This is a genomic window from Streptomyces sp. NPDC021356 (genome assembly GCF_040641015.1).
In the GTDB taxonomy this organism is placed as follows: domain Bacteria; phylum Actinomycetota; class Actinomycetes; order Streptomycetales; family Streptomycetaceae; genus Streptomyces.
In genome coordinates this window covers 64,604-90,465 of record NZ_JBFACU010000023.1, presented here as the reverse complement: position 1 = coordinate 90,465, position 25,862 = coordinate 64,604, and the positions used below count along the sequence as shown (strand labels likewise).

The following is a 25,862-nucleotide window of genomic DNA, read 5'->3' as shown; positions in this document are numbered from 1 at the left end:
GCCCGCGCGGTCAGGAGGACGCCAGCAGTTCGGTGGCGCCCAGGACGGCCCGTGCCGCCCCGTCCGGCCGGGTGCGCGGGAAGTAGTGGCCGCCGTCGGGGAGTTCGTGCAGGTCCACCTGGTCGGCCAGGAACCGCCAGGCCCGGTGGTGTGCGCCGTACCCGGCGGTGTGCGGATCGTCGGCGGCGACGACCACGGTCACCGGTGCGGCGAGGCGCAGCGCGGGCCGGTCCTCCAGGGCGGCGGCGAAGTAGCGGTGCGCCGAGACGCAGTCGTGCCGGTAGGCCGCGCCGATGTGCTCGGCGTGGGCCGTGTTCAGTTCGCCCAGCTCGGTGTAGCCGCTGTCCGCGCTCAGCCGTACGGCGATCTCCGCGTCGCCGCGCCCGGTCAGCTCCGCGACGGCGGCCTCGCGTTCGGCGGCCGTCCCCGGCAACTGGGCGCCCAGGAAGACCCGCACCACCCGCACCCCGCGCTCCTCCAGCCGCCGTGCCGTCTCCACGGCCAGGGCGGCCCCGGAAGAGTGGCCCCACAGCATGACCTTCGCCAGGCCGCGCCCCTGGATCTCGGCCACGACCCGCTCGGCCACCTGCTCCAGCGGGGCGAAGGGCTCGTCGGCGCCCGCCAGGTCGTGGCCCGGCAGCTCGGCGGCGTACACCGCGAGGCCACTGCCGGCCAGGGCGCTCGCCATCGGCCGGAAGTTGACCGCGTTGCCGCCCGCGTACGGGAAGCACACCAGGGCGCAGGCACCGGCCTCCGCCCGCGCCGACAGCGGCTGCAGCAGCTCCGAACGGTTCGGGGAGGCACCGTCGAGGAGCGCGGCGAGGTCGGCGAGCACCGGATGACGGGTGATGTCCTTCAGGGAGACGGCCCGGTCCAGGGCGATGGTCAGTCTGACCGCCGACAGCGAGGTGCCGCCGGAGTCGAAGAAGTGGTCGCCGCGGCCGATACGGTCCGGGGGCACTGCCAGCAGTTCGGCCCAGGCGTCCGCCAGCCGCCGCTCGGTCGCGGTGCGCGGAGCCTCCTTCGTGCCGCCGCCGGCGGTGTCGTCCTCGGCGGTCCGCTCGGCCAGGGCGGTCAGGGCCTTGCGGTCGGTCTTGCCGTTGGCCGTCAGCGGCAGTCCGTCCTGCCAGTGGAAGGCGCTGGGCACCATGTACGCGGGCAGCGCGGCCCCCAGGGCCTGCCGCAGCTCCTCGGTCTCCAGCCGCCGCCCAGTGTAGAAGGCGACCAGGTGGGCGCTGCGCCCGGCGAGTTCGGCGACGACGACCGCGCCGTCCCGCACCCCCTCCACCCGCAGCAGCGTGTTCTCGATCTCCCCGATCTCGATCCGGAACCCGCGGATCTTGACCTGGCTGTCCCGCCGGCCGAGGAACTCCAGTTTGCCGTCGGGGTGCCAGCGTCCCCAGTCGCCGGCGAGGTAGAGCCGGTCGCCCGGCCGGTACGGGTCCCGCCGGTACGCCTCCCGGGTGCGCTCGGGGTCGTTGACGTAGCCGCGGCCCACGCACACCCCCGAGAAGGCGATCAGGCCGGGCGCGCCCAGCGGCACCAGGGACAGGTGTTCGTCGACGACGAGGACCCGCACGTTGCCGACGGGACGGCCCAGCAGCACCCGGTCCGGCACCGCGCGCATGACCTCGTGGTTGGTGTCGTCCGAGGTCTCGGTCAGGCCGTAGGCGTTGACCAGGGCGATGTCCGGTTTCAGCGCGAACCAGCGCTGGACCAGTTCACGTTTGAGCGCCTCACCGGTCACCGACACACAGGCCAGGTCGGGCAGGTCGCGCGGGTGCCGTTCCAGGTAGGCCGCCACCACCTCCAGGTAGGAGGGCACGACCTGCGCCACGCCGACCCGGCCGCGCTCCAGGGTGTCCACGAACCGCTCGACGTCCACGACCGCGTCCTGCTCCACCAGCAGCGTCCGCCCGCCCACCAGCAGTGCGGCCAGCAACTGCCACAGTGAGATGTCGAAGCACTGCGGCGCCGTCTGCGCCACCACCGTCCCCGGGCCGATGCCGAGGTCGTCGATCTTGGCGTACAGGTGGTTGAGCATCCCCGCGTGCTCGCACATGGCGCCCTTCGGCTCGCCCGTGGAACCCGAGGTGAAGTAGATGTACGCCAGCCGGCCGGGTCCCACGTCGAGACCTAGGTCGCCGTCGGCGTGGTCCTCGGCGTACGCGGTCTGGACCAGCAGCTTCTCGATGCCCGGGGCCCGCGTGGCCAGCGCCTCGTCCAGGGTGGCGGTGCTGTCCGGCTCGGTGAGCACGATGCGGCAGTCCGCCCGGGTGAGGGTCGCGGCGATCCGCCCGGCCGGGAAGTGCGGCTCGATCGGCAGGTAGACACCGCCCGCCTTGAACACCGCGAGCACCGACGCCAGCCAGTCCAGGTCGCGTTCGGTGACCACCCCCACGACGTCCTCGGGGCCCAGCCCCCGCGCCAGCAGTGCCCGCGCCAGCCGGTTCGCGCGGGCGTTCAGCTCCCCGTACGTCCACGAGCGCTCCCCGTGCACCGCGGCCACGGCATCGGGACGGTCCCGCACCCGCTGCTCGAACAGTTCGTGCGCCCGCGCGTCGGGCAGTACGCGCTCGGCTCCGGCCAGTCCTTCGAGCTGCTCGCGCACCTCCTCGGCGGGCAGCAGGCTCTGCCGGGCGTGCTCGGCGTCCGCGTCGGCGGCCAGCAGTTTGAGCGCGGTCTGGTGGTAGCCGCAGATCCGGGCCGCCGCCGAGGCGTCCAGCACGTCGGTGCGGTACCGCAGCCGCAGCGCCATCCGCGCGTCCCGGTCGGACCAGGCCACGGCCAGCACGGTGTCCGGGGGCAGGGTGCCGCCCGCCCCGCCCTCCCGGCTGCCCTCGGGATCGCAGACCACCTCGTACGCCGGTTCGGTCAGCCCCAGCTCCCGGCGCAGCTCGCCCACGGGGAAGTCGCGGTGCGTCAGCAGGTCAGCCTCGACGCGGCGGGCGGCGCGCACCACCCCGCGCCACGTCGGGGGCGCGATGGTCAGCCGGCAGGGGAGCGGGTCGCCCGCGCCCGCCGCGTGACCGGTCACCACGTCGGGCTCGCCGCAGAGCGCGGCCAGCACCTTGGCGTGGGCCGCCAGCAGCACCGCGCTCACCGGCACTCCCAGTTCGGCCGCCAGGGCGCGCACCGCCCCGGCCACCTGGTCCGGCACCGTCTCCTCGTGTCCGGCCACGCCGGGCACCGGCTGCGGCGCCCACCGGGGGACGGGGGTGAGCCCACCGGCGGTCAGCACATCGGTCCAGTAGTCCCTGTCCGCTGCCACGAGCGCTCCCATCGAATGCCCCTTCCTCAGTTCGCCGTCGGGGCGGCGGGATTTCCTCCCCATTCCGCGTCGGGTGGGACTTCCTCGCCCTTCATCAGGAAGGAGTCGGGTGCGAGTACGGCCGAGTCGCCCAGCGTCACGCCGTAGTGCACGTGCGCGCCGACGCCCAGCGTCACGCCCGCGCCGAGCGTGGTGCGGTCGGACTTGAAGGTGCCGTCCTCCTGCGAGTGACACTGGATCTTGCTGCCCGCGTTGAGGGTGCAGCCGTCCCCGATGGCGGCCAGCGTCCGCTCCGTGATGAAGCAGCCGTCGTCGAAGACGCGGCGGCCGATGCGCACCCCGGTCAGCCGCCAGACCAGGCTCTTGAACGGTGTGCCGTTGAAGATGGCCAGGTAGTGGTCCGGCACCTTCCACACCCGCTCGTGCCACCAGAAGTACGGGTCGTAGATGGAGCACAGCTTCGGGCGCAGCGCGCGGAAACCGGTCAGGCAGCGCTCCAGCAGGACGTAGAACGCGGTGGTGAAGACCAGGGTGAGGGCCAGGTAGGCGCCGATCACGATGTGCCCGAGCGTGCCGTACAGGCCGGCCGAGGCGAGGCCGAAGGCGGTGAGCAGCGCCGTGTGCAGCCAGCGCATCAGGAGGTGCAGGGCCATGGAGCGCCGGTTGTAACGGTTCTTCGCGGCGAGGCTGCGGTGCAGCGCGTCGCCGGTGCGCAGGTGGTCGAAGCGGGAGTCCCGCTCGACGGACCGGGGGATCTCGAAGCACGGTGAGCCGAGCAGTCCGACGCCCTCGCGGATCTCGCCGTCGAGGGGGACCATCACCTTCGTCGCCAGCAGGCAGTTGTCCCCGGTGCGCGCCCCGGCCGGGTAGGCGATGTTGTTGCCGAGGAAGTTGCGGGCGCCGATCGAGGCCCGGCTCATCCGGAACGACGTGGAGGAGTAGTCGGCGTTCAGGACCGACAGGCCGTCGGCCACCATCGTGCCGCTGCCGACGGAGACCAGGAACGGCGAATCGTGCTGCACCTCGGTGCCGAAGTTCGAACCGGTCTGCTCCACCCGCGACAGGTCGTACCCGATGCCGCGCAGGTAGGGGACGATGTACGAGCTGTCCCCGAACAGCCAGGTGAAGAACCTGACGTTGGTCAGGCCCGCGATCATCCGGTGCGCGGCGTAGTGGAAGCCGTAGAGCGGGTAGACCCGGTCTGGCCTGACCAGCAGGCGCAGCACCCGCGGCACGGTGCACAGGGCGAGGAGGCCGAACAGTACGGCCCCGAAGAACAGCACCGTGGACACGAGCAGGGTGTCGGCGAGGAACTCCCCGGCCGAGGTGCCCCGGGTCTCGGCGGCCATGCGTTCGCTGAGCACCGGGACTTCGGCGAACAGCATGTACACACCGCCCACGGCCAGCGGCAGGTAGAGGAGGAAGAGCTGGAGCAGGGTGGTGAGCGCGAAGCCGGCCCGGCGCAGCGTGCCGCACCTGGCCGGCGGGACCCGCAGGTGATCGACGCGGGTCGGCTGGGCCGGGGACCCGTGGCGGCGCTCCCCGGCCGGGATCTCCTGGCCCCGGTACAGGGCCGAGGCATGGCCGAGCTGGGCGCCGTCGCCGAGGGCGGTGTCGATGTCGAGCACCGTCTTCTCGCCGACGAAGGCGTCCCGGCCCAGGGTGATCCGCCCGGTCTGGATGGTGCCCGCGTACGCCCGGTAGCCCAGGAACGTGGCGTCCTTGCGGATGACGGTGCCGGCTTTGACGGTGAGCAGGTCGGTGCAGACCGGCACGGACCGGGAGAGGATCGTGACGTCCTTCCCGATCCGCGCGCCCAGCGCCCGCAGGTACATCACGTACAGCGGGTTGCCGACGAACAGCACCATGGGATTGGCGTGGAGCAGCGACTTGACGATCCAGAAACGCAGGTACGCCATGCTCCACACGGGAAACTCCCGCGGTTTCCAGCGGCCTACGAGAACCCATTTCACCAGTACGGGAAAGGCGCACAGGGCGACGAACCCGATCGCGCCGCACAGGAACGAGCGGGCGTAGATGTGGACGAGGCCCGAACCCGCGGCGACCCAGTCGTAGGCCTGGGCGGTGGCCACTCCGATGACGAAGGAATAGCCGAGGAAGACCAGTGCCTGCAGCGCTCCGCACACCACGTGGTTCCCGGGGTCCGGCGGTGCGGTGCGGACCGGAGCCGGCGCCGGGGCGGCGGCCACGGGGGCCGGTGCGGCGGCGGGCGGGGGAGCGGTGGCCGCGAGCGCGGTCGCCAGTTCGCGCAGGGTGGGGTGCCGGTAGATGTCCTTCATGGACACCGACGGCAGGTCCGGGTGTTTCCGCACCCGGGCGCAGAACTGGGCCATGACCAGGGAGTTGGCGCCGAGGTCGGTGAAGAAGTGGCTGTCGGCCGGTACCTGGTCGGCGTGCACGAGGTCCGCCAGGATGCCGGCGAGTTCACGCTCGGTGTCCACCGCCGCCGGGTCGGCGTTCACACGCCGGGCGACGGCGGGTCCGTCCGGTCCGGGCATCAGGATGTCGGCAGACTTCTCCACCATGCGAGCTCCCTGAGGAAAGGTCGAAAACCGTCGGCCAGGGGTGGCCGGTCCCCGAGACCGTGCGTTTTCGCCTGATCACGAAACCATGGATCAGTCTTGTGCCGTGTGCGCGGGGTTGCCACTCGGGTCGGGCGTGCGGATTCACCGGCAAGCCCCTGCCATAGTGCTGTTTTGGCGGCCCCTGGCGGGGCGGAAAGCGGGAAGGTATCACCCGTATGGAGTTCACTCGCGAACAGGTACGCGACCCTTCGGAGTGGTTTTCGCGGGGCCGGGAACCGGCCGAGTGGCCCACGGCGGCCTCGGCGCGCAGACTGAGCTGAGACGCGGGGCCGCGACTGGGCAGTGACGCGGGGCCGCCCGGAGCAGGACCGTACCGGCCCACGGGCCGGACCGTTCGTCGAGGGGGCCGCTATGGCCGTAGAGATTCCGCCTTTGATCGCACCCTCGCGCCTGAGGCGCCGTGGGGGGCTGTGGGGCGAATGCCTGGCCGAGTTCCTGGGGACCCTCGTCCTCATCGCCTTCGGCTGCGGCTCGGTCGCCATGACGGTCGCGGCGCTGCCGGGTTCGGGCCGGACCGAGGGACCCACGACCTTCTTCCTGGGCGCCGGCGACTGGCTGCTGATCTCCTGGGGCTGGGCGTTCGCCGTGGCCTTCGGCGTGTACGTGGCCGGCGGTGTCAGCGGCGCGCACCTCAACCCGGCGGTGACGCTCGCGTTCGCGGTGCGGCGCAAGTTCCCCTGGGCGAAAGTGGTGCCGTACTGGGTCGCACAGGTGGTCGGCGCCTTCGTCGGCGCGGCCCTGGTGTACGGGGTCTACCACGACGCGATCAACACGTTCGACCATGCGATGAAGGGACCGAAGACGCACGGGCACACCGTCGCGTCCTTCTCCATCTTCGCCACGTTCCCGGCGCCGTACTTCCACGGGGGCTACTGGGGGCCGCTGGTGGACCAGATCGTCGGCACGGCCCTGCTGGTCATGCTGATCGTGGCCGTCGTCGACCTGCGCAACACCGCGGTGAAGGCGAACCTCGGTCCGCTCGTGATCGGCTTCGCCGTGGCGGCCATCGGCATTTCCTACGGCGCGAACGCCGGGTACGCCATCAACCCCGCCCGTGACTTCGGCCCGCGGCTGTTGACCTTCTTCGCGGGCTGGGGCGACCTGGCGCTGCCGGGCAGCGAACCAGGGTCGTTCAGCGCCTACTGGTGGATCCCCGTCGTCGGGCCGCTCGTCGGCGGCGTGGTAGGGGTCCTGGTCTACGACCTGTTCGTCGGCGACGTGCTGCACATCCGCGCGCAGGAGGCCGAACTGCCCGAGGTGGGACGCACCCGCGGCACCACGTCGGACGAGGAGTGAGCCGGGGAGTGGCACAGGCGGTGACACGGAGCGGCGCCCGCCTCGGTCCGGGGACCGGCCGCGGGCGCCGGGCCGTTCAGCCGTGGAAGGTGATGTACCCGTTGCCGTCGCGGTCGTTGCGCGCCTTGGTGTACCCGTGCACGTCGGCGCGGGCGCCGGAGGGCTTGTACAGGTAGATGGTGTCCTTGTCGTTGTTCCAGAGGAAGTCGCAGTTCTGGCGGTAGGCGACGTTCTTCGCGTCGGACTCCTTGCCCTTGCCGCCGCGCAGTTTCACGTAGTCGCCGGGCTCCAGGTAGTGGTCGGCCGAGAACCGGAAGCGGTGGCCGGCGGCGTCCTTGACGACGTAGCCCTTGAGGTTGACCCGCGCGGTGCGCGAGTAGTTCTTGACGGTCAGGTACTCGTCCTTGGTGTTGCCCTTGGTGCAGCTGTTGGAGTCCCGCCCGGGGGCGTCGTACTGGACGCCCTTGATCTTCAGGGCGGAGGAGTACTCGGCGGCCTGGGCCGGGGCCGCGGCGACGGCGGCGACGGCCCCCGCCGTGGCGGCGGCGGCCAGCACGGAACGTATGCGCATGAGGTTCCCCCCTCGGCGATGCGGATGGAGCGCCAGGAGCATACACAACATGTGAGGGATGAGTGGTGAACGAGCGCAGGAAGCGTGAAGGCGGGTGGTCCTGCCGCGCCCGCGTTCCGCTAGCGTGACCGGCGTGACCGAGCCCTCCCACCTCGCAGCCGTCCGGACCTCCTACGACACCGTCGCCGCCGCCTATGCCGAACGGGTGCCGGAACCGGCCCGGATGGACCCCCTCTCGCGCGCGATGCTCGCGGCGTTCGCCGAGTCGGTGCGGCTCGCCGGGCGGGGTCCGGTCGCGGACGTGGGCTGCGGGCCGGGCAAGGTGACGGCCCACCTCGCCGAGGCGGGCGTCGACGCCTTCGGTGTCGACCTCTCCTTCGCGATGGTGTCACTGGCCCGGCGCGCCCACCCGCACCTGCGGTTCGTCCAGGGTTCGATGACCGCCCTCGGGCTGGGCGGGGGCACCCTGGGTGGCGTCCTGGCCTGGTACTCCACCCACCACACGCCGCCCGCCCTGCTGCCCTCGGTCTTCACCGAGTTCCACCGCGTGCTCGCGCCCGGCGGCCGGTTGCTGTGGGGCTGCCACGTCGGCGACGAACACCGCAGGCCCACCGAGGGCTACGGCGGCCACCCCGTGTCCTACGAGTGGCACCTGCTGCCCGAGGAACGGGTGGCCGAACTGCTGGAGCAGGCAGGCCTGGAGGTCACGGCCCGGCTGGTGCAGGAGCCCGAACCGCCACTGACCCGCCGGTACGCCTGCCTGCTGGCCCGCAGACCCTCCCGACGCCGCGCCGCCTAGGTACCGGCCGGGCGCGGCCCGCGGCCCGCGCGCGCGGCGCGCATCCGGCGTACGAGATCGACGGCCGCCTCCGGCCACTGCGGGTGGTCGAAGGCGAAACCGGCGTCGAGCAGACGGCCGGGGACCACGCGGCGGCTCTTCAGGAGCAGTTCGGTGTCCGACCGCAGGACGAAGGCGCCGGCCTCGGCCATCCACCTCGTCGCCGGCAGACCCACCGGCACGCCCCACGCGGTGCGCAGCACCCGCATCAGGGTGCGCTGCGGTACGGGAGCGGGTGCGGCGATGTTCACCGGCCCCTCGATGTCCTCCCGTCCGGCCAGGAACAGCACGGCGCGCACGAAGTCGTGGTCGTGGACCCAGGAGACGTACTGCGCGCCGCCCGCGACCGGCCCGCCCAGACCGAGCCGGGCCAGCCGCAGCAGCACGTCGAAGACGCCACCCCGGTCGGGGCTCATCACCATGGCCGACCGGAGCGCGACCTTGCGGGTGTGCGGGGTCGCGGCCCGCTCCTGTTCCCGTTCCCAGGCGCGGGCGATGGCGACACTGCGGGCCCAGTAGCCGGGGACGCCGGGTTCCGAACCGCCGATCACCCCGGTCGCCTCGTCGTGGGGCGCGTCGAAACGGTGGGCGTAGACGGTGGCCGTGCTCATCTGCAGCCACAGGCGCGGCGGCCGTCCGGCGGCGGCGACGGCCTCGCCCACGACCCGGGCGGAGTCCACCCGCGAGTCCGTCATGGCCCGCAGGTTCTCCTGCGTGTAACGGCAGTTGACGCTGCGTCCGGCCAGGTTCACCACCACGTCGCAGCCGTCGATCACCTCCGCCCACGGCCCCAGGGTCCTCCCGTCCCACCCGACCTGCCCCGCACGCCGCGGGTGCCGGGTCAGTACGACGACGTCGTGCCCGGCCGCGGTCAGCGCCCGCTCCAGCAGGGTCCCCACCTGACCGGTTCCGCCCGGCAGTACGACCTTCATCGAAGCTCCCCCTTCGTCGGAGGGACCGATCCTACGCTGGCCTTGAACGCGTTCAAAAGTGGTACGGGCGGTCGCTCGGCCGGCCTTCCCGCGCGCCCGGCCAGGCCCGCGCCGTCCCCCGAGCGGAAGCCCCGCCGACGCCCGCTATGTTCGTGCCGACACCGGGAGTCGGGGGGCGGGATGCACACGGCAGAGGCTGAGACAGAGGCAGCGGCAGATGCAGCGGCGACAGCGGAGGACGCGCAGGCACCCCCGGGGCCACCGGCCGCCGAGGAGGCCCCGGCGCGTGACTGGCCCCGCTCCTGGCCGCTCTTGCTGCTGGGCGCGGCCGTCGTCCCCGGCACGCTGGTCTTCGTCCTGGGGCGGTGGTCGGACGGCCAGGCCCTCCAGGCGTGGCGGACCGTCTGCCTCGCCGTCACCCTGCAGGCACTGCCCTTCCTGCTGCTCGGCACGGCCCTGTCCGGCGCGATCAACGCCTTCGTCCCGGACCGGGTGTTCAGCCGCGTGCTGCCCCGGCGCCCTGCCCTGGCCGTCCCGGTGGCCACGGTCGCCGGGGTCGTCCTGCCGGGCTGCGAATGCGCCTCGGTGCCCGTCGCGGGCAGCCTCGTCAACCGGGGAGTGGCGCCCGCCGCCGCGTTCGCGTTCCTGCTCTCGGCCCCGGCCGTCAACCCGGTCGTGCTGACCGCCACCGCGATCGCCTTCCCCGCCGACCCGGCCATGGTGGCGGCCCGGCTGCTCGCCTCCCTCGCCACCGCCGCCGGGATGGGCTGGCTCTGGCTCCTGCTGGGGCGCGGGGAGTGGCTGCGGCCGACGGTGCGGCACACCGGCCACCGGCCGGGGCACAGCCGCCTGCGAGAGTTCCGGCGCGGCTTCCAGCACGACTTCCTGCACGCCGGCGGGTTCCTCGTCCTCGGCGCCATGGCCGCGGCCACCTTCAACGTCGCGGTGCCGCGCACCGTGCTCGACGCGTTCTCCGGCTCGCCCTGGCTGTCGGTGCTGTTCCTGGCGGGGCTCGCGGTGCTGCTCGCCGTCTGCTCGGAGGCCGACGCGTTCGTCGCCGCCTCGCTCACCGGTTTCCCGCCCCTGGCACGGCTGGCGTTCATGGTGGTCGGGCCGATGGTCGACCTCAAGCTGATCGCCCTTCAGGCGGGCACCTTCGGCAGGGCGTTCGCGGTGCGCTTCTCCGCGGCCACCGCCGTCGTCGCCGTCCTGTTCAGCTCGCTCGTCGGGGGGTTCCTGCTGTGAAACGTCCGCTGCAGGTGGCCCTGCTCGTCCTCAGCGGCCTCGGCCTGCTGCGCGCCGCGCTCTTCACCGACCTCTACCTGCGCTACGTGAAGGAGGGGATGCGCCCGCTGCTGATCGCCTCCGGGGTGCTCCTCCTCCTGCTGGGAGCGGCCGAGGCGTGGCCGGGGAAACCGGACGCAGACCACCGCGACGCAGATCACGGCGACGCAGACCACCGCGACGCGGACCGCGGCGACGCCGAACACGGCGACGAGGGGCCCACCGATCACACCGAACAGGCCGGCCACGGCGACCAGGCCGACGCAGGCGCGCACACCGGCCACGGCCACAGCCACGCCGCGGTACCCCGCGTCGCCTGGCTGCTGCTCCTTCCCGCGCTGAGCCTGCTCTGCTACGCCCCGCCGGCCCTCGGCGCGTACACCGCCGCGCGTGAGGCCCCCAAGGCCGTCGACCGGCAGAGCCGCTTCGACCCGCTGCCCGTCACCTCCCCGCTCCCGCTCACCCTCAGCGACTTCACCCGCCGAGTGCAGCAGGACCGCGAACAGGCCGTCCGCGGGCGCACCGTCGTGCTGACCGGGTTCGTCACCCCCGGCAAGGGGCGCGACACCTGGGACCTCACCCGGATCATCCTCTCCTGCTGCGCGGCGGACGCCCAGTCCGTGAAGGTACGCATCCACGGAGCGCGGCCCCTGCCCCCCGACACCTGGGTCTCCGTCACGGGCACCTGGCACCCCGGCGGCACCCTGGGCACCGCCTCCGCCCCGGTGGCCCTGGACGCCCGTGCGGTCCGGCGGATCAGCCGGCCCGCCAACGCGTACCGGGACGACCTCCCGCTCGTACCACCCCGCTGACCGCCCACGGGCGGCCGCGGACGGCCTCGGACGAACGGCCACGGACCCCGCGCCGACATCCGGTCAAGGGCTGGTCATAACGGGGGGTTCCGTCAAGAAGTGGGCGTACGCTGGAAGCGGCGTGAACAGACACCTCGGTGTGTCGCAGCTCTGACGAATCGGGGTGTGCCGGGCCCTGCTCCCGGCGCCCCTTGCCGTGCGGTCGCGCCGATACGCGCCCGGGAACCGGAAGGAGGCGCGATGGACAGTAGTCCGGGCCACAGTCGGCCCCGTCCCGTGTTGTTCCCGCCGTCCTTCCGCGGCCCCGAACAGCTCCTCCTCCCGCTTCGCTGACCGGCCTCGACCTCCCCCTCGGGTGTGGGGAGGGCGCGAGGCCGTGCCCCGGCACGTGCCGCGCGGCCGGCCCGGCGGGACCGGGGCTGCCGTGCGCCGCCCGCCACCCGGACCTGCCGGGGAGAGGGTGTGTCCAGCTGTGTCCGCGACCACGTTGCTGATGTCGACCACCGCCCGCCTGCGCGGCCGCCGCGTGCACCTGGAGCGCCGGGCCACCGCCACGAGGTCCGTCCGCTCCTCCCTGGTGTCGCTGGCCGGGCTGATCGGCGGGCCGGTCGTCCACCAGGCGGGCCAGGAGGTCGGCCGCGTCGCCGACGTCGTCGCCCGGCTGTCCGGACCGGAACCGTACCCGCCGGTGACCGGACTGATCCTGCGCATCGGACGGCGGCGCGCCTTCCTGCCCGCGGACGCCCTCGACACGGTGCACGCCGACCACGTACGCCTGCGCACGGCCCGCGTGGACCTGCGCGACTTCGCCCGCCGCCCCGGCGAGGTGCTGCTCGCCCGGGACGTACTCGATCACCAACTCGTCGACGTCGACGGCGTGCAGGTCACCCGGGCCGCCGACCTCTACCTCGCGCCCCTGGTGGGCCGGGTGGTGCTGGTCGGCGTGGACGTCTCGCTGCCGACACTGCTGCGGCGCATCGGGCCGCGCCGGTGGCAGGCGCGGCCCACCCCCGAACGGGTGCTGGACTGGCAGGCCGTGGCGCCCTTCGCCGAACAGGCCGTCGACGGGCCGCCCGAGGTACGGCTGCGCGACTCCCGCGCGGCCCTGCACCGGATGCGGCCCGCCGACCTGGCCGACATCCTGGAGGACCTCGGCCGGGCCGAACGGCAGCAGTTGCTGGGCTGGCTGGAGCCGGGGCAGGCGGCCGACGCGCTGGAGGAGATGGAACCGGCCGAGCTGGAGAACCTGCTGCGCGAGGCGCAGCCCGAGCACGCGGCACGCCTGGTCGACGAGATGGAACCCGACGAGGCCACCGACGCGCTGCGCGACCTGACCGCCGACGAACGCGAGAACCTGCTCGCCCGCATGCCCGCAGGCGAGGCGGCCGAGTTGCGCCGCCTGCTGACCCATCAGGAGGGCACCGCGGGCGGCGCGATGACGACGCTGCCGCTGACCGCGCGGCCCGGGCAGACCATCGCCCACGTCCGCGCGGAACTGGCCACGCTGGCCGAGCACCGTACCGAGATCGACGCCGTGGCCGTCGTCGAGGACACCGGCCTGCTCGCCGGCGACCTTCCTCTGTTCGACCTCGCGGTCGCCGAGGAGACCACGCTCGTCGCGGACCTGCTGGCCTGGCGGACCCAGTTCGGGCCGCCCTGCACCGTGGGCCCGGACACCCCTCTGGACGAGGCGGCGGACCGGCTGGTCGCCGCCCGCGCCTCCTCGCTCCTCGTGGTCGACGACGAGGACCGGCCGCTGGGCCGGGTGCTCGCCGACGACCTGCTCGACGCCCTGCTGCCCGAGCGCGGGCGCCTGCACTTCCGGAGGTTCCTGCAGTGACCCGCGATCCCGGCACGGCGAGCACGGACCCGACGGACGGAACCGGCCCGACGGACGACACGGGCCCCACGGCCGCCCCACCGAAGACGGCGTCCGCGGGGCCCGCCGGGCACACGGCGACCGGAGGAGGCCCCGCGACCGGGGACGGTACGGCGGCCGGGCACGGCGCGGTGCCGACCGGCCCGGAGCGCGCGGTACCGGCCGCCCCGCGGCGCACCGGCCTGCGCCGGATCGCCGTGGTCGCCGCCGTCGCCGGCCCCGGACTGGTGGCCGCGAACGCCGGCAACGACGCCGCCGGCATCGCCACCTACGCCTCGGCCGGCGCCCAGTACACCTACGGCACGCTGTTCTTCATGGTGCTGGTCACCTGCGCCCTGGTGATGGTCCAGGAGATGGCCGTGCGCCTGGGAGCCCACACCGGCAAGGGCCTGGGCGCCCTGATCCGCGAGCAGTTCAGCCTGCGCCTGACCGCGCTCGCCGTGTTCTGCCTGCTGCTCGCCAACACCGGTCTGGTCGTCAGCGAGTTCGCCGGGATCGGCGCCGCCTTCGAACTCCTGGGTGTGCCCAAGTGGGCGGTGATCCCACCGGCCGCCGTGCTGCTCTGGGCGCTGGTGCTGTTCGGCTCCTACCACTGGGCCGAGCGGATCTTCCTGATCATGTCGCTCGCGTTCTTCGCCTACCCGGTCGCCATGATCCTCGGCCACCCGGACTGGGGAGCGGTCGGCCACCACCTGGTCGTGCCGCACATCGAGCCGAACAAGGACTTCGTCCTGCTCGCCGTCGCCCTCATCGGCACCACCGTCAGCCCGTACATGCAGTTCTACGCGGCGGCGGGCGTCGTGGACCGCGGGGCGCGGCCCGCCGACTACCGGCTGATCCGTGCCGACGCGGTCCTGGGCGCCGTGTTCGCCTGTGTCGTCAGCCTGACGATCATCGTCGCCACGGCGTCCGCGATCGGCGGCAGCGGGCCGCTGCGGTCGGCCGCGCAGGCCGCGCGGGCCCTCGAACCGGTCGCGGGCAAGCAGGCCGAACTCCTCTTCGCGCTCGGCCTGCTCGGCGCTTCCGCACTGGCCGGAGCGGTGGTCCCGCTCTCCGCCTCCTACGCCGTCGGTGAGGCCGTAGGCGTGGAACGCTCCGTCTCGCGCAGCTTCCGCGACGCCCCGCTCTTTCTGGGCCTGTTCACCGCACAGATCCTGCTGGGCGCGGCGGTCGCCCTCACCCCCGTCGACGTCATCCAGCTGCTCATCGGCACCCAGGTCCTCCAGGGCCTGATCAGCCCCGTGATCCTGGTCTACCTCCTGGTGCTGACCAACCGGCGCTCCCTGCTCGGCGACGCCGTCAACGGTCCGCGTCACCGCGTGGCGGCGACCGTCGTGGTCGTGGGCGTCGCCGGCATGTCCACCGTCCTGCTGGTGCAGACCGTCCTGAGCTGGTTCGGCCTGGCCTGACCGCCCGGCAGGGCCTATTCGCCCGATATGGGCCGCACGGTGAGGACCTGCTGCGCGTGGCCGACGGGGCCGTGCACGTCGTGCAGCACGGTGCTGGTGATCCCCTGACCGCTCCGACCGAAGACGACGGTGGTGTCCAGGCCGGTCCAGCGGCCCTCCGGGTGGCGGTGCAGGTGGACGGTCAGGTCGACGTTGGGGAAGATCCACGCCTTGGGCGACTCGCGTACGGCGATGCCGTTTGCGGTGTCGACCAGGGCGACGTAGGAGGCGAGGGGGCTGCACGGCTCACCGGCCACCAGGTCCAGCGGGGTGGAGACCCAGGCGGTGGCGCGGCCGGGCCGCGGCGTGCCGACCGGGCGGACGTCGAGGGAGGCCACGTAGCCGCCGGGCCACTGGTCGGCCATCCGCCAGGGGGCGAGCCGCTCCGGCGGGGCGAGCGGGTCGGCCCCGCCTCCGGCGACGGCGGCCGTGTCCTGCGCGGACAGCAGCCAGGCCCGGGCCCGCACCACCGGGCGCCCGGCGACGCTCACGACCGCTTCCAGCAACTCGATGGTGCGCCCCGGACGGACCGTCTCCACCTGGATCTCGCACTCGTCCAGGGCCAGCCGGCCCAGGATGTCGTAGCTGATCCGCGACAGCAGCAGTCCGCCCGGCGGGCGCGTGGCCAGATGCCGGTCGATCGCGTGCACGACGAGCCCGCCGAGCGGGCTGAAGTGCAGCTCGGTCTCGTCCCACGCCCCGCTCGCACGGGCGGTGGGCTTGAAACGGTGGGTGTCCGTGCGGACGTAGTAACTGTCGGGAGCCGGAGTGCCGGTGTTCAACGGGCGCCTTTCCTCGCTGCGTACGCGGGCCCGTACGCCGCGGACGAGTTCCGCACCAGGCGCCGGATTCCCGCAGGACCTCGGGCAGGATGACATGAGCGGCAGCGTCCGGACGCGGGCAGGGGGGCCGGCGCCCGCACGTACCGCCTGTCCCGCCCTTGCGCATGACAATGGACCAGGAGGTGCCCGTGCTACTGCGTGACGTGACCCCCGACGACGTCGACGCCTACGTCCGCATGCGGTGCGACCCGGTGATGATGGCCGGACTCGGCGGACCGCTGCCCGTGGACGGCATGGCGGACAAGGTGCGCCGGGACGCGGCGCGGGCGGCGGCCGGCACCGCCTGGATCAAGATGATCGTCCCCGACCCCCGCCGCCCCGGGTCCGTCGCCGGGTCCGTCACGATCTGGTCCCACGACACCGGCACCGACCCCGGCACCGGTCCGATCTCCGAGATCGGCTGGATGGTCCTGCCCGGCTTCCAGGGGCAGGGCCTGGGCAGGCGCGCCGCCGGGATGGTGCTTGCGCAGGCGCGGGACGTGGGGCGGTGGGGGGTGGTCCACGCGTTCCCGGCGACGGACAACGCGCCCTCCAACGGGATCTGCCGCTCGCTCGGTTTCCGGCTGCTCGGGGAACGCGATGTGCCGTTCGCGGGCCGGGTGTTGCGGAGCAACCACTGGGTGATCAACCCGCGTGTCGATCTGCCGGTGGACTGACGCCGGGCAGGGCCACCCAGCGGCGCTCCTCCGCGGAGCGGGCCATCGCGTCCAGGGCCGTCGCGGCGGCCACCGCGTCCGCGAGGCAGGCGCCGTGCGCGGTGCCCTCCGTCAGGGAGCGCAGGAAGTGGTGGGCCTCGATGACCTTGAGGTCGTCGTAGCCCATGGCGTTGGCCGCGCCGGGCTGGAAGGCGCCGTACGCGCCGTGGCCCGGGCCGACGTGGACGGTGCTGACGGGCTGGTCCTGGTAGCCCGTACCGCGGCAGACGCCCAGTTCGCCCATGCGGCGGAAGTCCCAGAAGAGGGCGCCCGTGGTGCCGTGGATCTCGAAGCCGTAGCTGTTCTGCTCGCCGACCGAGACCCGGCACGCCTCCAGGACGCCCCGGGCCCCCGAGGCGAAGCGCAGCAGGCAGCTGACGTAGTCGTCGTTCTCCACGGCGCCGGGTTCACCGCCGACCGCCCGCGCGTGCCCGGCGGTCGCCCCTGCCGGACGGGCCCGTTCACGCAGGAAAACGGCGGTGTCGGCGGCCAGCGAGTCGATCTCGCCGAGCAGGTGGCGGGCCAGGTCGACGCCGTGGGAGGCGAGGTCGCCGAGCACCCCGCTGCCCCCGCGTGCGCGCTCGTAACGCCAGGTCAGCGCCGACTCCGGGTGCGCCGCGTAGTCGCTGAACAGCCTGACGCGCACGTGCGTGACCCGGCCGATCTCCCCGGCGGCGATCAGCTCGCGGGCGGCGGCCACGGCCGGCGCGTTGCGGTAGTTGAAGCCGACGGTGCCCCACACGCCGGCCGCCGCGGCGGCGGCTGCGACGGCGCGCGCGTCATCGGCGCCGAGGCCGACCGGCTTCTCGATCCACAGGTGCTTGCCCGCCTCGGCCATGGCCACCCCGATCTCGCGGTGCAGGAAGTTGGGCGCGGTGACGCTGACGGCCCCTACCCGGGGATCGGCGGCCACCTCCCGCCAGTCGCGGGTCGCCGTCTCGAATCCGTACCGCTCGGCCGCCTCCTCGGCCCGGCCTGGCACGTCGTCGGCGACCACGACGAGACGGGATCTGACCGGCGGATCCGGGAAGTGGTGGAGCACCCTCGTGTACGCCTGGGTGTGCACGCGGCCCATCCAGCCGAACCCCACGACGGCGACGCCCAGCGTGCGCACCCGACCTCCTCGGCTCTCCGCAGTGGTGCGGACCGCTCCGCGCCCGGCCTCGGCCTCACGATGCGGGCTGGTTTCGGCAGGTGTCAAGCGGTGCCGCGCGTCCCCCGCAGGCCGCGGCACGCGCCGCGCGGCGGTGCCCGGGCCTGGGCAGGGCGTGGGCCGGGCCGGGGCAGGGCGGTGTCAGGGCTCCCGGTGCTCGTGGGCCGCGCGGTCGAGTTCCGCCGCCTCCGCCTCGGCCAGCCGCTGCTCGGCGGCCACGTCGAGCGAGCGGGTCAGCCACCAGTAGAGCAGTGCGGAGACGGGCAGCCCGACGAACAGGGAGATGTCGGCACCGCCCAGCGCCCCCGCGGCGGGTCCGACGAAGAGGGCGCCGACGGAGAAGAACGGCACCATGGCGGCGAACCCGGCCAGGTAGGAGAGGATGCCCTGCCAGCCCCAACGCCCGTAGATTCCATGGGGGTTGAAGATCTCGGCGATCGCGTAGTGGCCGCGGCGCACGATGTAGTAGTCCATGAGGTTCACCGCGGTCCACGGGATGAACAGGTAGAGGACCAGCAACAGGAAGTCGTTGAAGTTCCGCAGGAAGTGCGAGGTCGCGGCGAGCGCGCCGACGAGGGAGAGTGCCGCGGTCAGGCCGAGGGTCACCAGGCGTACGGCGAGGGTCGGGCGCACCTTGCGGAACGAGTCGATGGCGCTGATCAGCGTCAGGGAGCCGCCGTACATGTTCAGCGCGGTCACGGACACCAGGCCGAGCGCGGCGAACAGCAGCACGACGGTGCCGAAGCCCGTGAACACCGTGTCTCCCGCCGCGTCGATCGACCGGATCGTGTCGAAGCCCCGGCCCGCCCAGGCGGCGAGCAGCGTGCCCAGCACCATCAGCCAGATGCCGCCGAGCGCGGAGCCGAAGTAGGTCCAGTAGAAGGTCTTGCGGACGGTGACGTCGGGCGGGAGGTAGCGGGAGTAGTCGGACACGTAGATGGCCCAGCTGATCTGGTAGCCGGCGACCACGCCGAACTGGGCCAGGAACGGCGTCCACCGGAAACCGCCCAGGTCGAACGAGCCCGCCGGATAGTGCAGGTCGACCAGGACGCCCACGGTGAAGATCCCGAAGACGACCAGGAACGTGTACGTCAGGACGCGCTCGGCCTTGTGGATGACGTCGTAGCCGACCAGGGCGACCACCAGCCCGATCACGGTGACCACGAGCACCCACAGCTTGACGCCGCCGTGCAGGGTGGCGTGCAGGGCCTGCCCGGCGAGGATCGTGTTGAAGACGTTGAAGCCGGCGTACTGCACATAGGCGAAGAGCCACACCAGCAGGGCGCCGACGTAGCCGAACTGCGGCCGGGACTGGATCATCTGGGGGAGCCCCAGCTGCGGGCCCTGGGCCGAGTGGAACGCCATGAAGAAGGTGCCGACGACGGTGCCCGCGACGATGGCGAGCAGCGACCAGATGAGGTTGCCGCCCCCGGTGATGCTGATCAGGCCGACGGTCAGGGTGGCGATCTGCGCGTTCGACATGAACCACAGGGGTCCCAGGTGCCACAGCTTGCCGTGCCGCTCGTCCAGGGGCACGTAGTCGATGGACCGGGTCTCCAGGCCCGTCACCCGTGGCTCAGCCGCTGCGCTCACGACACCTCCCGAGTCCCTCCGGCCCCTGTGGCCACGGTCGGCCCCGGGAGGGCGCCGGTCAAGCGGGGAGGCAGGCGGCGGGGTGAGCGGGGAGGGGAGCGGCGGCCGGCCGAGAGGGAATTCGCGAGAGGATGCGAAAGGGAAGGGAGCAGGCGGCCGGTCGAGCGGGCCCAGGTCAGCCCGCCAGGACCTCCGCCCAGCGGCTGGTGCCCGCCTGGTCCGCTCTGACGCCGCAGCGGGCCGACAGTGCGGTGACGATGCCCAGGCCGCGGCCGTGCTCGTCCGGGTCGGGGACCGAGCCGGGCGCGGGTGGAGCCGCCGGGCCGAGGTCGCTCACCTCCACGTGGACGGCGCCGTGGCCGTCGACCGGGACCCGCCACAGCCGCAGGGTCGCGGGCGGCCGGGCGTGCACGAGCGCGTTGGTGACCAGCTCCGAGACCACGAGGAGCACGTCGTCGGCGGCGTCGGCGGGCAGGTCCCAGCCGCCCAGGAGCCGGCGTACGCGACTGCGTACGGTCGACACGGCCCCGGGCGTGTGCGGCAGGGGGAAGGCGTGGTCGACTTCCCCGTGGGGCGCGGCGTCGAGCTGCGCTACGGTCATGTGCCTTCCTCCTCCGACGGGCGTCGCGGCCCTCCGTACAGGCGCGACAAGTCACGCTAAGGAACAAATGCCCCGCAGGTCAATGAACGGCGGTCGGCATTACCGAACAACAGTCCTGAACGGGACAAACGACGCTAATATCGCCCCATGGCCGGACCCGTCCAGTCCATCGAACGAGCCGCGGCGATCCTGCGCCTCCTCGCCGGCGGCCCCCGCAGGCTTGGACTCGGCGAGGTGGCGTCGTCCCTCGGACTGGCCAAGGGAACCGCTCACGGCATCCTGCGCACGTTGCAGCACGTGGACTTCGTCGAGCAGGACGAGACCACAGGAAAGTACCAGCTCGGAGCGGCACTGCTGCACCTGGGCACCAGTTACCTCGACGTCAACGAACTGCGCTCGCGCGCCATCAACTGGGCCGACGCGCTGGCCGCCCGCAGCGGCGAGGCGGTGCGGATCGGCACACCGCTGGAAGGCCGGGTCCTCGTCATCCACCACGTCTTCCGGCCCGACGACACCCTGCAGACCCTGGACGTCGGCGCGCTGCTGCCGCTGCACGCCTCCTCGCTCGGCAAGGTCCTGCTGGCCTTCGGCACGGCCACCCTCGGCCCGCTGCCCGAGGACGGTCTCGAGGCGTACACGCGGCACACCCTCGTCGTCCGCGAGGACCTGGAACGGGCGCTCGCCGAGATACGCGAGGCCGGCTGGGGCGCCGAGGTCCAGGAGATGACCATGGGCGACGCCGGGGTCGCCGCGCCGATCCGCGGGCACGGCGGCCTCGTGGTGGGCGCCATCTGCCTGTCCGGCCCCCTCGAACGGATCTGCGACCCCAGAGGCAGGCCGCTGCCCGCACTGATCGCCCTGCTCCGGGAGGCCGCACGGGCGATCTCCCGGGACCTGGGAGCGGGCCGCTGGTAGACCCCGGTAGGCCTCTCCCGTCAAGCCCGTCAAGCCCGTCAAGCCCGTCAAGCCCGTCAAGCCCGTCAAGCCCCCCCGCAGGACAGGTTGCCGCACCCGCGCGACGCACCGGAAGGCAGGCCCGCTCATGGTTGACCGGTATGTGATGTCCATCGACCAGGGCACCACGTCCACGCGCTGCATCCTGTTCGACCACCGCGGGCGGCTGAGGGCGGTCGCCCAGCGCGAGCACCAGCAGTACTTCCCGAGGCCCGGCTGGGTCGAGCACGACGCCGTGGAGATCTGGCGCAACGTCCAGCGCGTCGTCCCCGAGGCGCTGCGGAACGCGGGCGTGGACGCCGGGGCCGTCGCCGCCATCGGGATCGCCAACCAGCGGGAGACGACCGTCCTGTGGGACCGGCGGACCGGGGTGCCGGTGGGCCGGGCCGTCGTCTGGCAGGACACCCGCACCGCACCCCTCGTCGACGCCCTCAGGGACCGGCCCGGCGACGAGTTCTTCCTCGACCGCTGCGGCCTGCCCGCCTCCACCTACTTCTCCGCGCCCAAGATCCGCTGGCTCTTCGAGCACAACGAGGGTCTGGAGCGCCGCGCCCAGGACGGCGACGTGCTCTTCGGCACGATGGAGAGCTGGCTGATCTGGAACCTCACCGGCGGCACCGACGGCGGCCTGCACATCACCGACCCCACCAACGCCGGCCGCACCATGCTCGTCAACATCCGCACCCTGACCTGGGACCCGGAACTGCTGGACTTCTTCGGCGTGCCGCGCGCCATGCTGCCCGAGATCCGCTCCTCGGCCGAGAGCTACGGCGAGGCGCGCGCCCTGCTCCCGGGCGTCCGCATCACCGCCGCCCTCGGCGACCAGCAGGCGGCCCTGTTCGGGCAGACCTGCTTCTCGCCGGGCGAGGCCAAATGCACGTACGGCACCGGCAGCTTCCTGCTGATGAACACCGGCACCGAACTGGTCCGCTCCCGCAACGGGCTGCTCACCACCGTCGCGTACAAGATCGCGGGCGAGCCCACCGTCTACGCCCTCGAAGGCCCCATGGCCGTCACCGGCTCCCTGGTGCAGTGGTTCCGCGACCGTCTCGGCATGATCAGCACGGCGCCGGAGATCGAGACCCTGGCCCGCACGGTGGACGACAACGGCGGCTGCTACATCGTCCCCGCCTTCTCCGGCCTCTTCGCCCCCCACTGGCGCAGCGACGCCCGGGGAGTCGTCGTCGGCCTCACGTCGTACATCACCAAGGGCCACCTGGCCCGCGCGGTCCTGGAGGCCACCGCCTGGCAGACCCGGGAGGTCGTCGACGCCATGAACGCCGACTCCGGTCTCGCCCTCAGGCAGCTCAAGGCGGACGGGGGCATGACCTCCGATCACCTGCTCATGCAGATGCTCGCCGACGTGCTCGACGTCCCGGTCGTACGGCCCCTGGTGTCCGAGACGGTCTCGCTCGGCGCGGCCTACGCCGCTGGGCTCGCCGTCGGCTACTGGTCCGACCTGGAGGTGCTGCGCCGCAACTGGCACCGGGCCGGGCAGTGGCTCCCGGAGATGGAGCCCGAGCGGCGGGCCCGGGAGTACGAGAGCTGGCAGCGGGCCGTCGAGCGGTCCCTCGACTGGGTGCGCCCGTGCGGTGACGGAGGCTGACGGGGTCTGACGTTCGCGAACCCCGGCGAATCTCCCCCGCCGTCCTGGTTACCCGGACGGCCAGGGGTTCGGCAGTGAGCCCCTCCGGGCTCTCCGCGCCGTGTGCCGCGGAGGGCCCCCATGCATCTTCGAGCGGGCCACGCGCCGTGCCGGAACGGATACGCGGGAGCCGGGCAGGGCCCGTGCCGGTTCGCGGACGCTGTTGGCGGTTCGCGGCAGGGGCCACCGGCCGGGCGCCGGGATTCACGCGGCCGGGACGATTGCGCGGTGCGGGGCCGGGTACGCGAGCAGGACCGTGCCCGGGCGCAGCGCCCGGACGGGCCCCCCGACCGCCGCGACCAGGGACCTGCCATGGAGACACCCTCGAACGACAACACCGCCACGCCCGCCCAGCAGGCGCTGGACGTGCTCGCCGAGAACGCGGAGGACACCGGGGCGCTGGACACGCTGGCCGGCAGCGACGTACTGGTGCCCGTGCCGGACGACGTCAGCGACGAGGACGCCACCGACCCGTCGGCGGTGGCCCTGCCCGTCCTGGAACAGCCGGGCGGGGTCCCGGTGGTGCCCGTGTTCACCTCGGAGCTGGAGATGTCCGAGCTGCTGCCCTTCATCTCCCGGTACCGCCTGGTGCCGCTCGGCGCCCTCGCGTCCCAGTGGCCGGCCGACGACCTGTCGCTCACCATCGACGCCAGCTCGCCGCACGGCCTGACGCTCACCTCGGAGGGTGTACGGACCCTGCTGGGCCGCACGCGGGGCTGAGGGCCCCGGTCCGACCCCGGTTCTCACGCGTCCTGGACGAGGCCGACGAGGTTGCCGTCCGCGTCCTTCACCGAGGCGATCATCCGGCCGCCACCGACGTCCTGCGCGTCCTGGAGCAGTTCGCCGCCCGCCTCCAGCAGTGCGGCCAGGCGGCCGCGGATGTCGTCGACGTGCCAGTACGGCACCGGGCCGGTCATGCCCTTGGCGTGCCCGTTGGGGTCCAGGCCGACGTCCTGTCCGGCCGCCTTGTAGCCGACGTAGTACGGCTCGTCGGCGTAGGGCTCGACCTGGAGCAGGGCGCTGAACAGGGCCTTCGCGCGGGCGATGTCCTTGACGGGGTAGATGATCGTGTTGACTCCGGCGGTCATGGCGGTACTCCTCGTTGGTGGCGGGATCCGACGGGTGCGTCGGTGGTTCCACCGTAGGGCGGGGGAGTGCGGGGTGGCTTCTTTGATCCTGACCGGTCCGCCTTCGCCGTCCCGTCGTGCCTGATCGGGGCCCGCGCGCACGCCCCGGCCGTCCGGTACCGGCCAACGGCCGTCGAGTCCCGGTCACGACGGGTCGGCCCGCCCCGCCGCGGGAAACGTCCCCAGCGGGACGGGCGCGAGGACAGGGGGCACAGATGCCGCGGACTCCCGCCGGGCGGACACGTCTGGTCATCCTGGAGCTGCTGAAGGACCCCGCCCCGCCCCCGTGGCGGCGCGGGCCGAGGGGGCGGGGCGCCGACGGGACCGGGGAGCGGGGGGTGACCGCGCGGTCCGTCGCCGCGGGCCTCGGCATCCCGCTCCGGCTCGCCGAGAGGCACCTCGCCCTCCTCACCGACCTCGGCCTGGTGCGGGCCCGGCGCGTCGGTCGCCGTACGTACTACCGCCGTGAGGAGTTCCGTATCGCCGAGGTGGCCCGGCTGTTCGAGAAGGGCTGGTGACGAGGGCGAGTTCAGACGGACAGGGGATGTACGTCACCGGGGCTTCATCTTGGCGCAGTAAGAGTGACTGCGACGCGAGTGCGTCTTACGACACTGTCGACCAAACATCCCCAGAACTGGATCCCATGAGCGCCATCTCCGTCGGTCAGGCCGTCGTCCTCGGAGTCGTCGAGGGGGTGACCGAGTTCCTTCCCGTGTCCTCCACCGGCCACCTCAAGATCGCCGAGGGGCTCATGGACATCCCGGTCGACGACAGCTCCGTCGTCGGGTTCTCCGCCGTCATCCAGGTCGGCGCCATCGCCGCCGTGCTCGTGTACTTCTTCAAGGACATCGTGCGGATCGTCTCCGCCTGGTTCCGCGGCCTGACCGACCGCGAGCAGCGTCATCACCACGACTACAAGTTCGCCTGGTGGGTGATCTACGCGACGATCCCGATCGTCGTGGTCGGCCTGGCCGCCAAGCCCCTGATCGACGGGCCGCTCGGCTCGCTGTGGGTGGTGGCGGGATCGCTGATCGCCGGCAGCGCCGTGATGTGGTGCGCCGACCAGATGGGACGGCACAAGCGCGGTGAGGACGACACGTCCTTCAAGGACGCCATGCTGGTCGGCACCTCGCAGATCCTCGCCCTGCTCTTCCCCGGCTTCTCCCGCTCCGGCGCCACCATGTCCACGGCGCTGATCCTGGACCTGGACCGCGTCGCCGCCACCCGCCTCTCCTTCTTCCTCGGCATCCCGGCCCTGACGGGCGCCGGCCTGTACGAACTCAAGGACGCCCTGGGGGCGGGCGTGGGTGCCGCGCCGCTGGCCGTCGGCACAGTGGTCTCCTTCGTGGTCGCCTACGCCTCCATCTCCTGGCTGCTGAAGTTCGTCGCCAAGCACTCCTTCAACGCCTTCGTCCTCTACCGCATCGCCGTCGGCGTGCTGCTCTTCGGGCTGCTGGGCGCGGGCGTCCTGAACGCCTGAGCCGGCCGGCGGGCGGGGCGACCTCGCGGGGGCGGGACTTGACACCCCCGCCCCGCACGCCGGACCATCGCTCCGTGAACCTGTCAGACAGCCAGACAGGTGGGCCGGTACCCCGGCGCGTCAGCGCCATGGAGGCGGTGCTCACCCACCTGCGCGGCGCCATCGAGCGCGGTGCGTACGCGGTCGGCGACAAACTGCCGTCCGAGGCGGAGCTGTGCCGCACGCTGGGGGTCTCCCGGCCGGTGCTGCGCGAGGCGCTGCGCGCCCTGCAGACCATGGGGCTGACCGCCTCGAAGACCGGCAAGGGCACCTTCGTCGTCGCCCTCTCGGTGGAGGACCCCACCTTCGGTGACTACACGGCCGGCGACCTCATGGAGGTGCGCCGGCACATCGAGATCCCCGTGGCGGGGTATGCCGCGCAGCGGCGCACGCCCGAGGACCTCGACCGCCTGACCCACCTGCTGGAGCGCATGGAGCAGGAGACCGACACGACCTCGTGGGTCGCGCTGGACACCCTCTTCCACCTGTCCGTCGCCCAGGCCGCCCGCAACCCCGTCTTCCGCCGTGTCATCGAGGAGATCCGGGACGCCCTGGCCCGCCAGTCGGCGTTCCTCAACGAGCTGGGCGGCCGGCGCGAACAGTCGGACCGCGAGCACCGGGCCCTCCTCGACGCGCTGGTCGCCGGCAGCGAGCACGACGCGGTGCGGGCCATGTCCCACCACCTCGACCGCGTCGGGACGACCCTCACCGACATCGTGCGCTCCGCGCACACCCCCACCGCGGCCGACGCGTGAACCCCGCGCAGGCCGAGCCACCCACCCACCAGTGATCCAGG

22 protein-coding genes are annotated in these 25,862 nt (G+C 73.0%); 13 read left to right on the top strand and 9 right to left on the bottom strand.

The annotated features are described in order from the left end of the window. Positions 1 to 10 precede the first annotated feature (10 nt). Positions 11 to 3,283, bottom strand: a complete 3,273-nt coding sequence (locus AB0G56_RS27885) for an amino acid adenylation domain-containing protein (RefSeq protein WP_360974093.1) — start codon at positions 3,281 to 3,283, stop codon at positions 11 to 13. A 14-nt stretch (positions 3,284 to 3,297) separates the two neighbouring features. After that, on the bottom strand, positions 3,298 to 5,817 hold the full coding sequence (locus tag AB0G56_RS27880; RefSeq protein ID WP_360974090.1) for a Pls/PosA family non-ribosomal peptide synthetase: 2,520 nt from the start codon (positions 5,815 to 5,817) through the stop codon (positions 3,298 to 3,300). Between the two features lie 411 nt (positions 5,818 to 6,228). Between AB0G56_RS27880 and AB0G56_RS27875 the strand changes: the two genes are divergently transcribed. Further along, on the top strand, positions 6,229 to 7,173 hold the full coding sequence (locus tag AB0G56_RS27875; protein ID WP_360974087.1) for an MIP/aquaporin family protein: 945 nt from the start codon (positions 6,229 to 6,231) through the stop codon (positions 7,171 to 7,173). A 76-nt stretch (positions 7,174 to 7,249) separates the two neighbouring features. On the opposite strand, the gene AB0G56_RS27870 is transcribed toward AB0G56_RS27875, so the two are convergent. Then, positions 7,250 to 7,744, bottom strand: coding sequence for a lamin tail domain-containing protein (locus AB0G56_RS27870; protein WP_360974084.1), 495 nt, complete (start codon positions 7,742 to 7,744; stop codon positions 7,250 to 7,252). A 133-nt stretch (positions 7,745 to 7,877) separates the two neighbouring features. Here AB0G56_RS27870 and AB0G56_RS27865 point away from each other — a divergent pair, with 133 nt between their 5' ends. After that, entirely contained in the window at positions 7,878 to 8,543 is a 666-nt protein-coding gene (locus tag AB0G56_RS27865; protein WP_360974081.1) for a class I SAM-dependent methyltransferase, read from the top strand. On the opposite strand, the gene AB0G56_RS27860 is transcribed toward AB0G56_RS27865, so the two are convergent. Then, the gene (locus AB0G56_RS27860) at positions 8,540 to 9,514 is read right to left on the bottom strand and encodes a DUF1731 domain-containing protein (protein ID WP_360974078.1); all 975 of its coding nucleotides are present in this window, start codon (positions 9,512 to 9,514) and stop codon (positions 8,540 to 8,542) included. The genes AB0G56_RS27865 and AB0G56_RS27860 overlap by 4 nt on opposite strands. A 180-nt stretch (positions 9,515 to 9,694) precedes the next feature. On the opposite strand from AB0G56_RS27860, the gene AB0G56_RS27855 reads away from it, so the two are divergent. The 4 genes from AB0G56_RS27855 (at position 9,695) to AB0G56_RS27840 (ending at position 14,898) form a co-directional block, all read left to right on the top strand. Beyond that, positions 9,695 to 10,759, top strand: coding sequence for a permease (locus AB0G56_RS27855; RefSeq protein ID WP_360974075.1), 1,065 nt, complete (start codon positions 9,695 to 9,697; stop codon positions 10,757 to 10,759). Continuing rightward, entirely contained in the window at positions 10,756 to 11,610 is an 855-nt protein-coding gene (locus AB0G56_RS27850) for a TIGR03943 family protein (RefSeq protein ID WP_360974072.1), read from the top strand. Before AB0G56_RS27855 ends, AB0G56_RS27850 begins: the two co-directional genes overlap by 4 nt. 472 nt (positions 11,611 to 12,082) lie before the next feature. Further along, positions 12,083 to 13,450: a CBS domain-containing protein gene (locus tag AB0G56_RS27845; protein ID WP_360974069.1), complete on the top strand. Its 1,368-nt coding sequence runs from the start codon at positions 12,083 to 12,085 to the stop codon at positions 13,448 to 13,450. Continuing rightward, positions 13,447 to 14,898 carry a divalent metal cation transporter gene (locus AB0G56_RS27840; RefSeq protein ID WP_360974066.1) on the top strand — a complete coding sequence of 484 codons (1,452 nt, stop codon included), beginning with the start codon at positions 13,447 to 13,449 and terminating at the stop codon, positions 14,896 to 14,898. Before AB0G56_RS27845 ends, AB0G56_RS27840 begins: the two co-directional genes overlap by 4 nt. Positions 14,899 to 14,912: 14 nt before the next feature. On the opposite strand, the gene AB0G56_RS27835 is transcribed toward AB0G56_RS27840, so the two are convergent. Then, positions 14,913 to 15,719, bottom strand: a complete 807-nt coding sequence (locus AB0G56_RS27835; protein ID WP_360974063.1) for a thioesterase family protein — start codon at positions 15,717 to 15,719, stop codon at positions 14,913 to 14,915. Positions 15,720 to 15,907: 188 nt separating this feature from the next. Here AB0G56_RS27835 and AB0G56_RS27830 point away from each other — a divergent pair, with 188 nt between their 5' ends. Next, the gene (locus AB0G56_RS27830) at positions 15,908 to 16,435 is read left to right on the top strand and encodes a GNAT family N-acetyltransferase (RefSeq protein WP_360974060.1); all 528 of its coding nucleotides are present in this window, start codon (positions 15,908 to 15,910) and stop codon (positions 16,433 to 16,435) included. Here the strand turns inward: AB0G56_RS27830 and AB0G56_RS27825 are convergent. The 3 genes from AB0G56_RS27825 to AB0G56_RS27815 form a co-directional block, all read right to left on the bottom strand. After that, positions 16,404 to 17,588, bottom strand: a complete 1,185-nt coding sequence (locus AB0G56_RS27825; RefSeq protein ID WP_360974057.1) for a Gfo/Idh/MocA family oxidoreductase — start codon at positions 17,586 to 17,588, stop codon at positions 16,404 to 16,406. The genes AB0G56_RS27830 and AB0G56_RS27825 overlap by 32 nt on opposite strands. Positions 17,589 to 17,768: 180 nt before the next feature. After that, complete coding sequence (locus AB0G56_RS27820) at positions 17,769 to 19,220, bottom strand: cytosine permease (RefSeq protein WP_360974054.1); 1,452 nt, start codon at positions 19,218 to 19,220, stop codon at positions 17,769 to 17,771. Positions 19,221 to 19,395: 175 nt separating this feature from the next. Further along, complete coding sequence (locus AB0G56_RS27815) at positions 19,396 to 19,821, bottom strand: ATP-binding protein (protein WP_360974051.1); 426 nt, start codon at positions 19,819 to 19,821, stop codon at positions 19,396 to 19,398. 147 nt (positions 19,822 to 19,968) lie between these two features. Here AB0G56_RS27815 and AB0G56_RS27810 point away from each other — a divergent pair, with 147 nt between their 5' ends. The 3 genes from AB0G56_RS27810 (at position 19,969) to AB0G56_RS27800 (ending at position 23,140) form a co-directional block, all read left to right on the top strand. After that, positions 19,969 to 20,736 carry an IclR family transcriptional regulator gene (locus tag AB0G56_RS27810; RefSeq protein ID WP_360974048.1) on the top strand — a complete coding sequence of 256 codons (768 nt, stop codon included), beginning with the start codon at positions 19,969 to 19,971 and terminating at the stop codon, positions 20,734 to 20,736. Between the two features lie 127 nt (positions 20,737 to 20,863). Next, positions 20,864 to 22,381 (top strand): glycerol kinase GlpK, encoded by a 1,518-nt coding sequence (glpK, locus tag AB0G56_RS27805; protein WP_360974045.1) that lies wholly within the window; start codon positions 20,864 to 20,866, stop codon positions 22,379 to 22,381. Between the two features lie 351 nt (positions 22,382 to 22,732). Next, positions 22,733 to 23,140 (top strand): SseB family protein, encoded by a 408-nt coding sequence (locus AB0G56_RS27800; RefSeq protein ID WP_360974042.1) that lies wholly within the window; start codon positions 22,733 to 22,735, stop codon positions 23,138 to 23,140. Positions 23,141 to 23,163: 23 nt separating this feature from the next. Here AB0G56_RS27800 and AB0G56_RS27795 read toward each other — a convergent pair whose 3' ends face one another. Then, positions 23,164 to 23,508: a VOC family protein gene (locus AB0G56_RS27795; protein ID WP_360974039.1), complete on the bottom strand. Its 345-nt coding sequence runs from the start codon at positions 23,506 to 23,508 to the stop codon at positions 23,164 to 23,166. A gap of 254 nt (positions 23,509 to 23,762) precedes the next feature. Between AB0G56_RS27795 and AB0G56_RS27790 the strand changes: the two genes are divergently transcribed. The 3 genes from AB0G56_RS27790 (at position 23,763) to AB0G56_RS27780 (ending at position 25,821) form a co-directional block, all read left to right on the top strand. Next, positions 23,763 to 24,065, top strand: coding sequence for a helix-turn-helix domain-containing protein (locus AB0G56_RS27790; RefSeq protein ID WP_360974036.1), 303 nt, complete (start codon positions 23,763 to 23,765; stop codon positions 24,063 to 24,065). 125 nt (positions 24,066 to 24,190) lie between these two features. Then, positions 24,191 to 25,027 carry an undecaprenyl-diphosphate phosphatase gene (locus AB0G56_RS27785; RefSeq protein WP_360974033.1) on the top strand — a complete coding sequence of 279 codons (837 nt, stop codon included), beginning with the start codon at positions 24,191 to 24,193 and terminating at the stop codon, positions 25,025 to 25,027. Between the two features lie 74 nt (positions 25,028 to 25,101). Then, positions 25,102 to 25,821: a FadR/GntR family transcriptional regulator gene (locus tag AB0G56_RS27780; protein ID WP_360974030.1), complete on the top strand. Its 720-nt coding sequence runs from the start codon at positions 25,102 to 25,104 to the stop codon at positions 25,819 to 25,821. The last annotated feature ends 41 nt before the right edge of the window (positions 25,822 to 25,862 follow it).

What these genes read in the sequence shown, in the direction of transcription:
- AB0G56_RS27885 (WP_360974093.1), bottom strand. Translation starts at nt 3,283, where the DNA reads ATGGGAGCGCTCGTGGCAGCGGACAGGGACTACTGGACCGATGTGCTG.
- AB0G56_RS27880 (WP_360974090.1), bottom strand. Translation starts at nt 5,817, where the DNA reads ATGGTGGAGAAGTCTGCCGACATCCTGATGCCCGGACCGGACGGACCC.
- AB0G56_RS27875 (WP_360974087.1), top strand. Translation starts at nt 6,229, where the DNA reads ATGGCCGTAGAGATTCCGCCTTTGATCGCACCCTCGCGCCTGAGGCGC.
- AB0G56_RS27870 (WP_360974084.1), bottom strand. Translation starts at nt 7,744, where the DNA reads ATGCGCATACGTTCCGTGCTGGCCGCCGCCGCCACGGCGGGGGCCGTC.
- AB0G56_RS27860 (WP_360974078.1), bottom strand. Translation starts at nt 9,514, where the DNA reads ATGAAGGTCGTACTGCCGGGCGGAACCGGTCAGGTGGGGACCCTGCTG.
- AB0G56_RS27855 (WP_360974075.1), top strand. Translation starts at nt 9,695, where the DNA reads ATGCACACGGCAGAGGCTGAGACAGAGGCAGCGGCAGATGCAGCGGCG.
- AB0G56_RS27815 (WP_360974051.1), bottom strand. Translation starts at nt 19,821, where the DNA reads ATGACCGTAGCGCAGCTCGACGCCGCGCCCCACGGGGAAGTCGACCAC.
- AB0G56_RS27810 (WP_360974048.1), top strand. Translation starts at nt 19,969, where the DNA reads ATGGCCGGACCCGTCCAGTCCATCGAACGAGCCGCGGCGATCCTGCGC.
- glpK (WP_360974045.1), top strand. Translation starts at nt 20,864, where the DNA reads ATGGTTGACCGGTATGTGATGTCCATCGACCAGGGCACCACGTCCACG.
- AB0G56_RS27800 (WP_360974042.1), top strand. Translation starts at nt 22,733, where the DNA reads ATGGAGACACCCTCGAACGACAACACCGCCACGCCCGCCCAGCAGGCG.
- AB0G56_RS27795 (WP_360974039.1), bottom strand. Translation starts at nt 23,508, where the DNA reads ATGACCGCCGGAGTCAACACGATCATCTACCCCGTCAAGGACATCGCC.
- AB0G56_RS27790 (WP_360974036.1), top strand. Translation starts at nt 23,763, where the DNA reads ATGCCGCGGACTCCCGCCGGGCGGACACGTCTGGTCATCCTGGAGCTG.
- AB0G56_RS27785 (WP_360974033.1), top strand. Translation starts at nt 24,191, where the DNA reads ATGAGCGCCATCTCCGTCGGTCAGGCCGTCGTCCTCGGAGTCGTCGAG.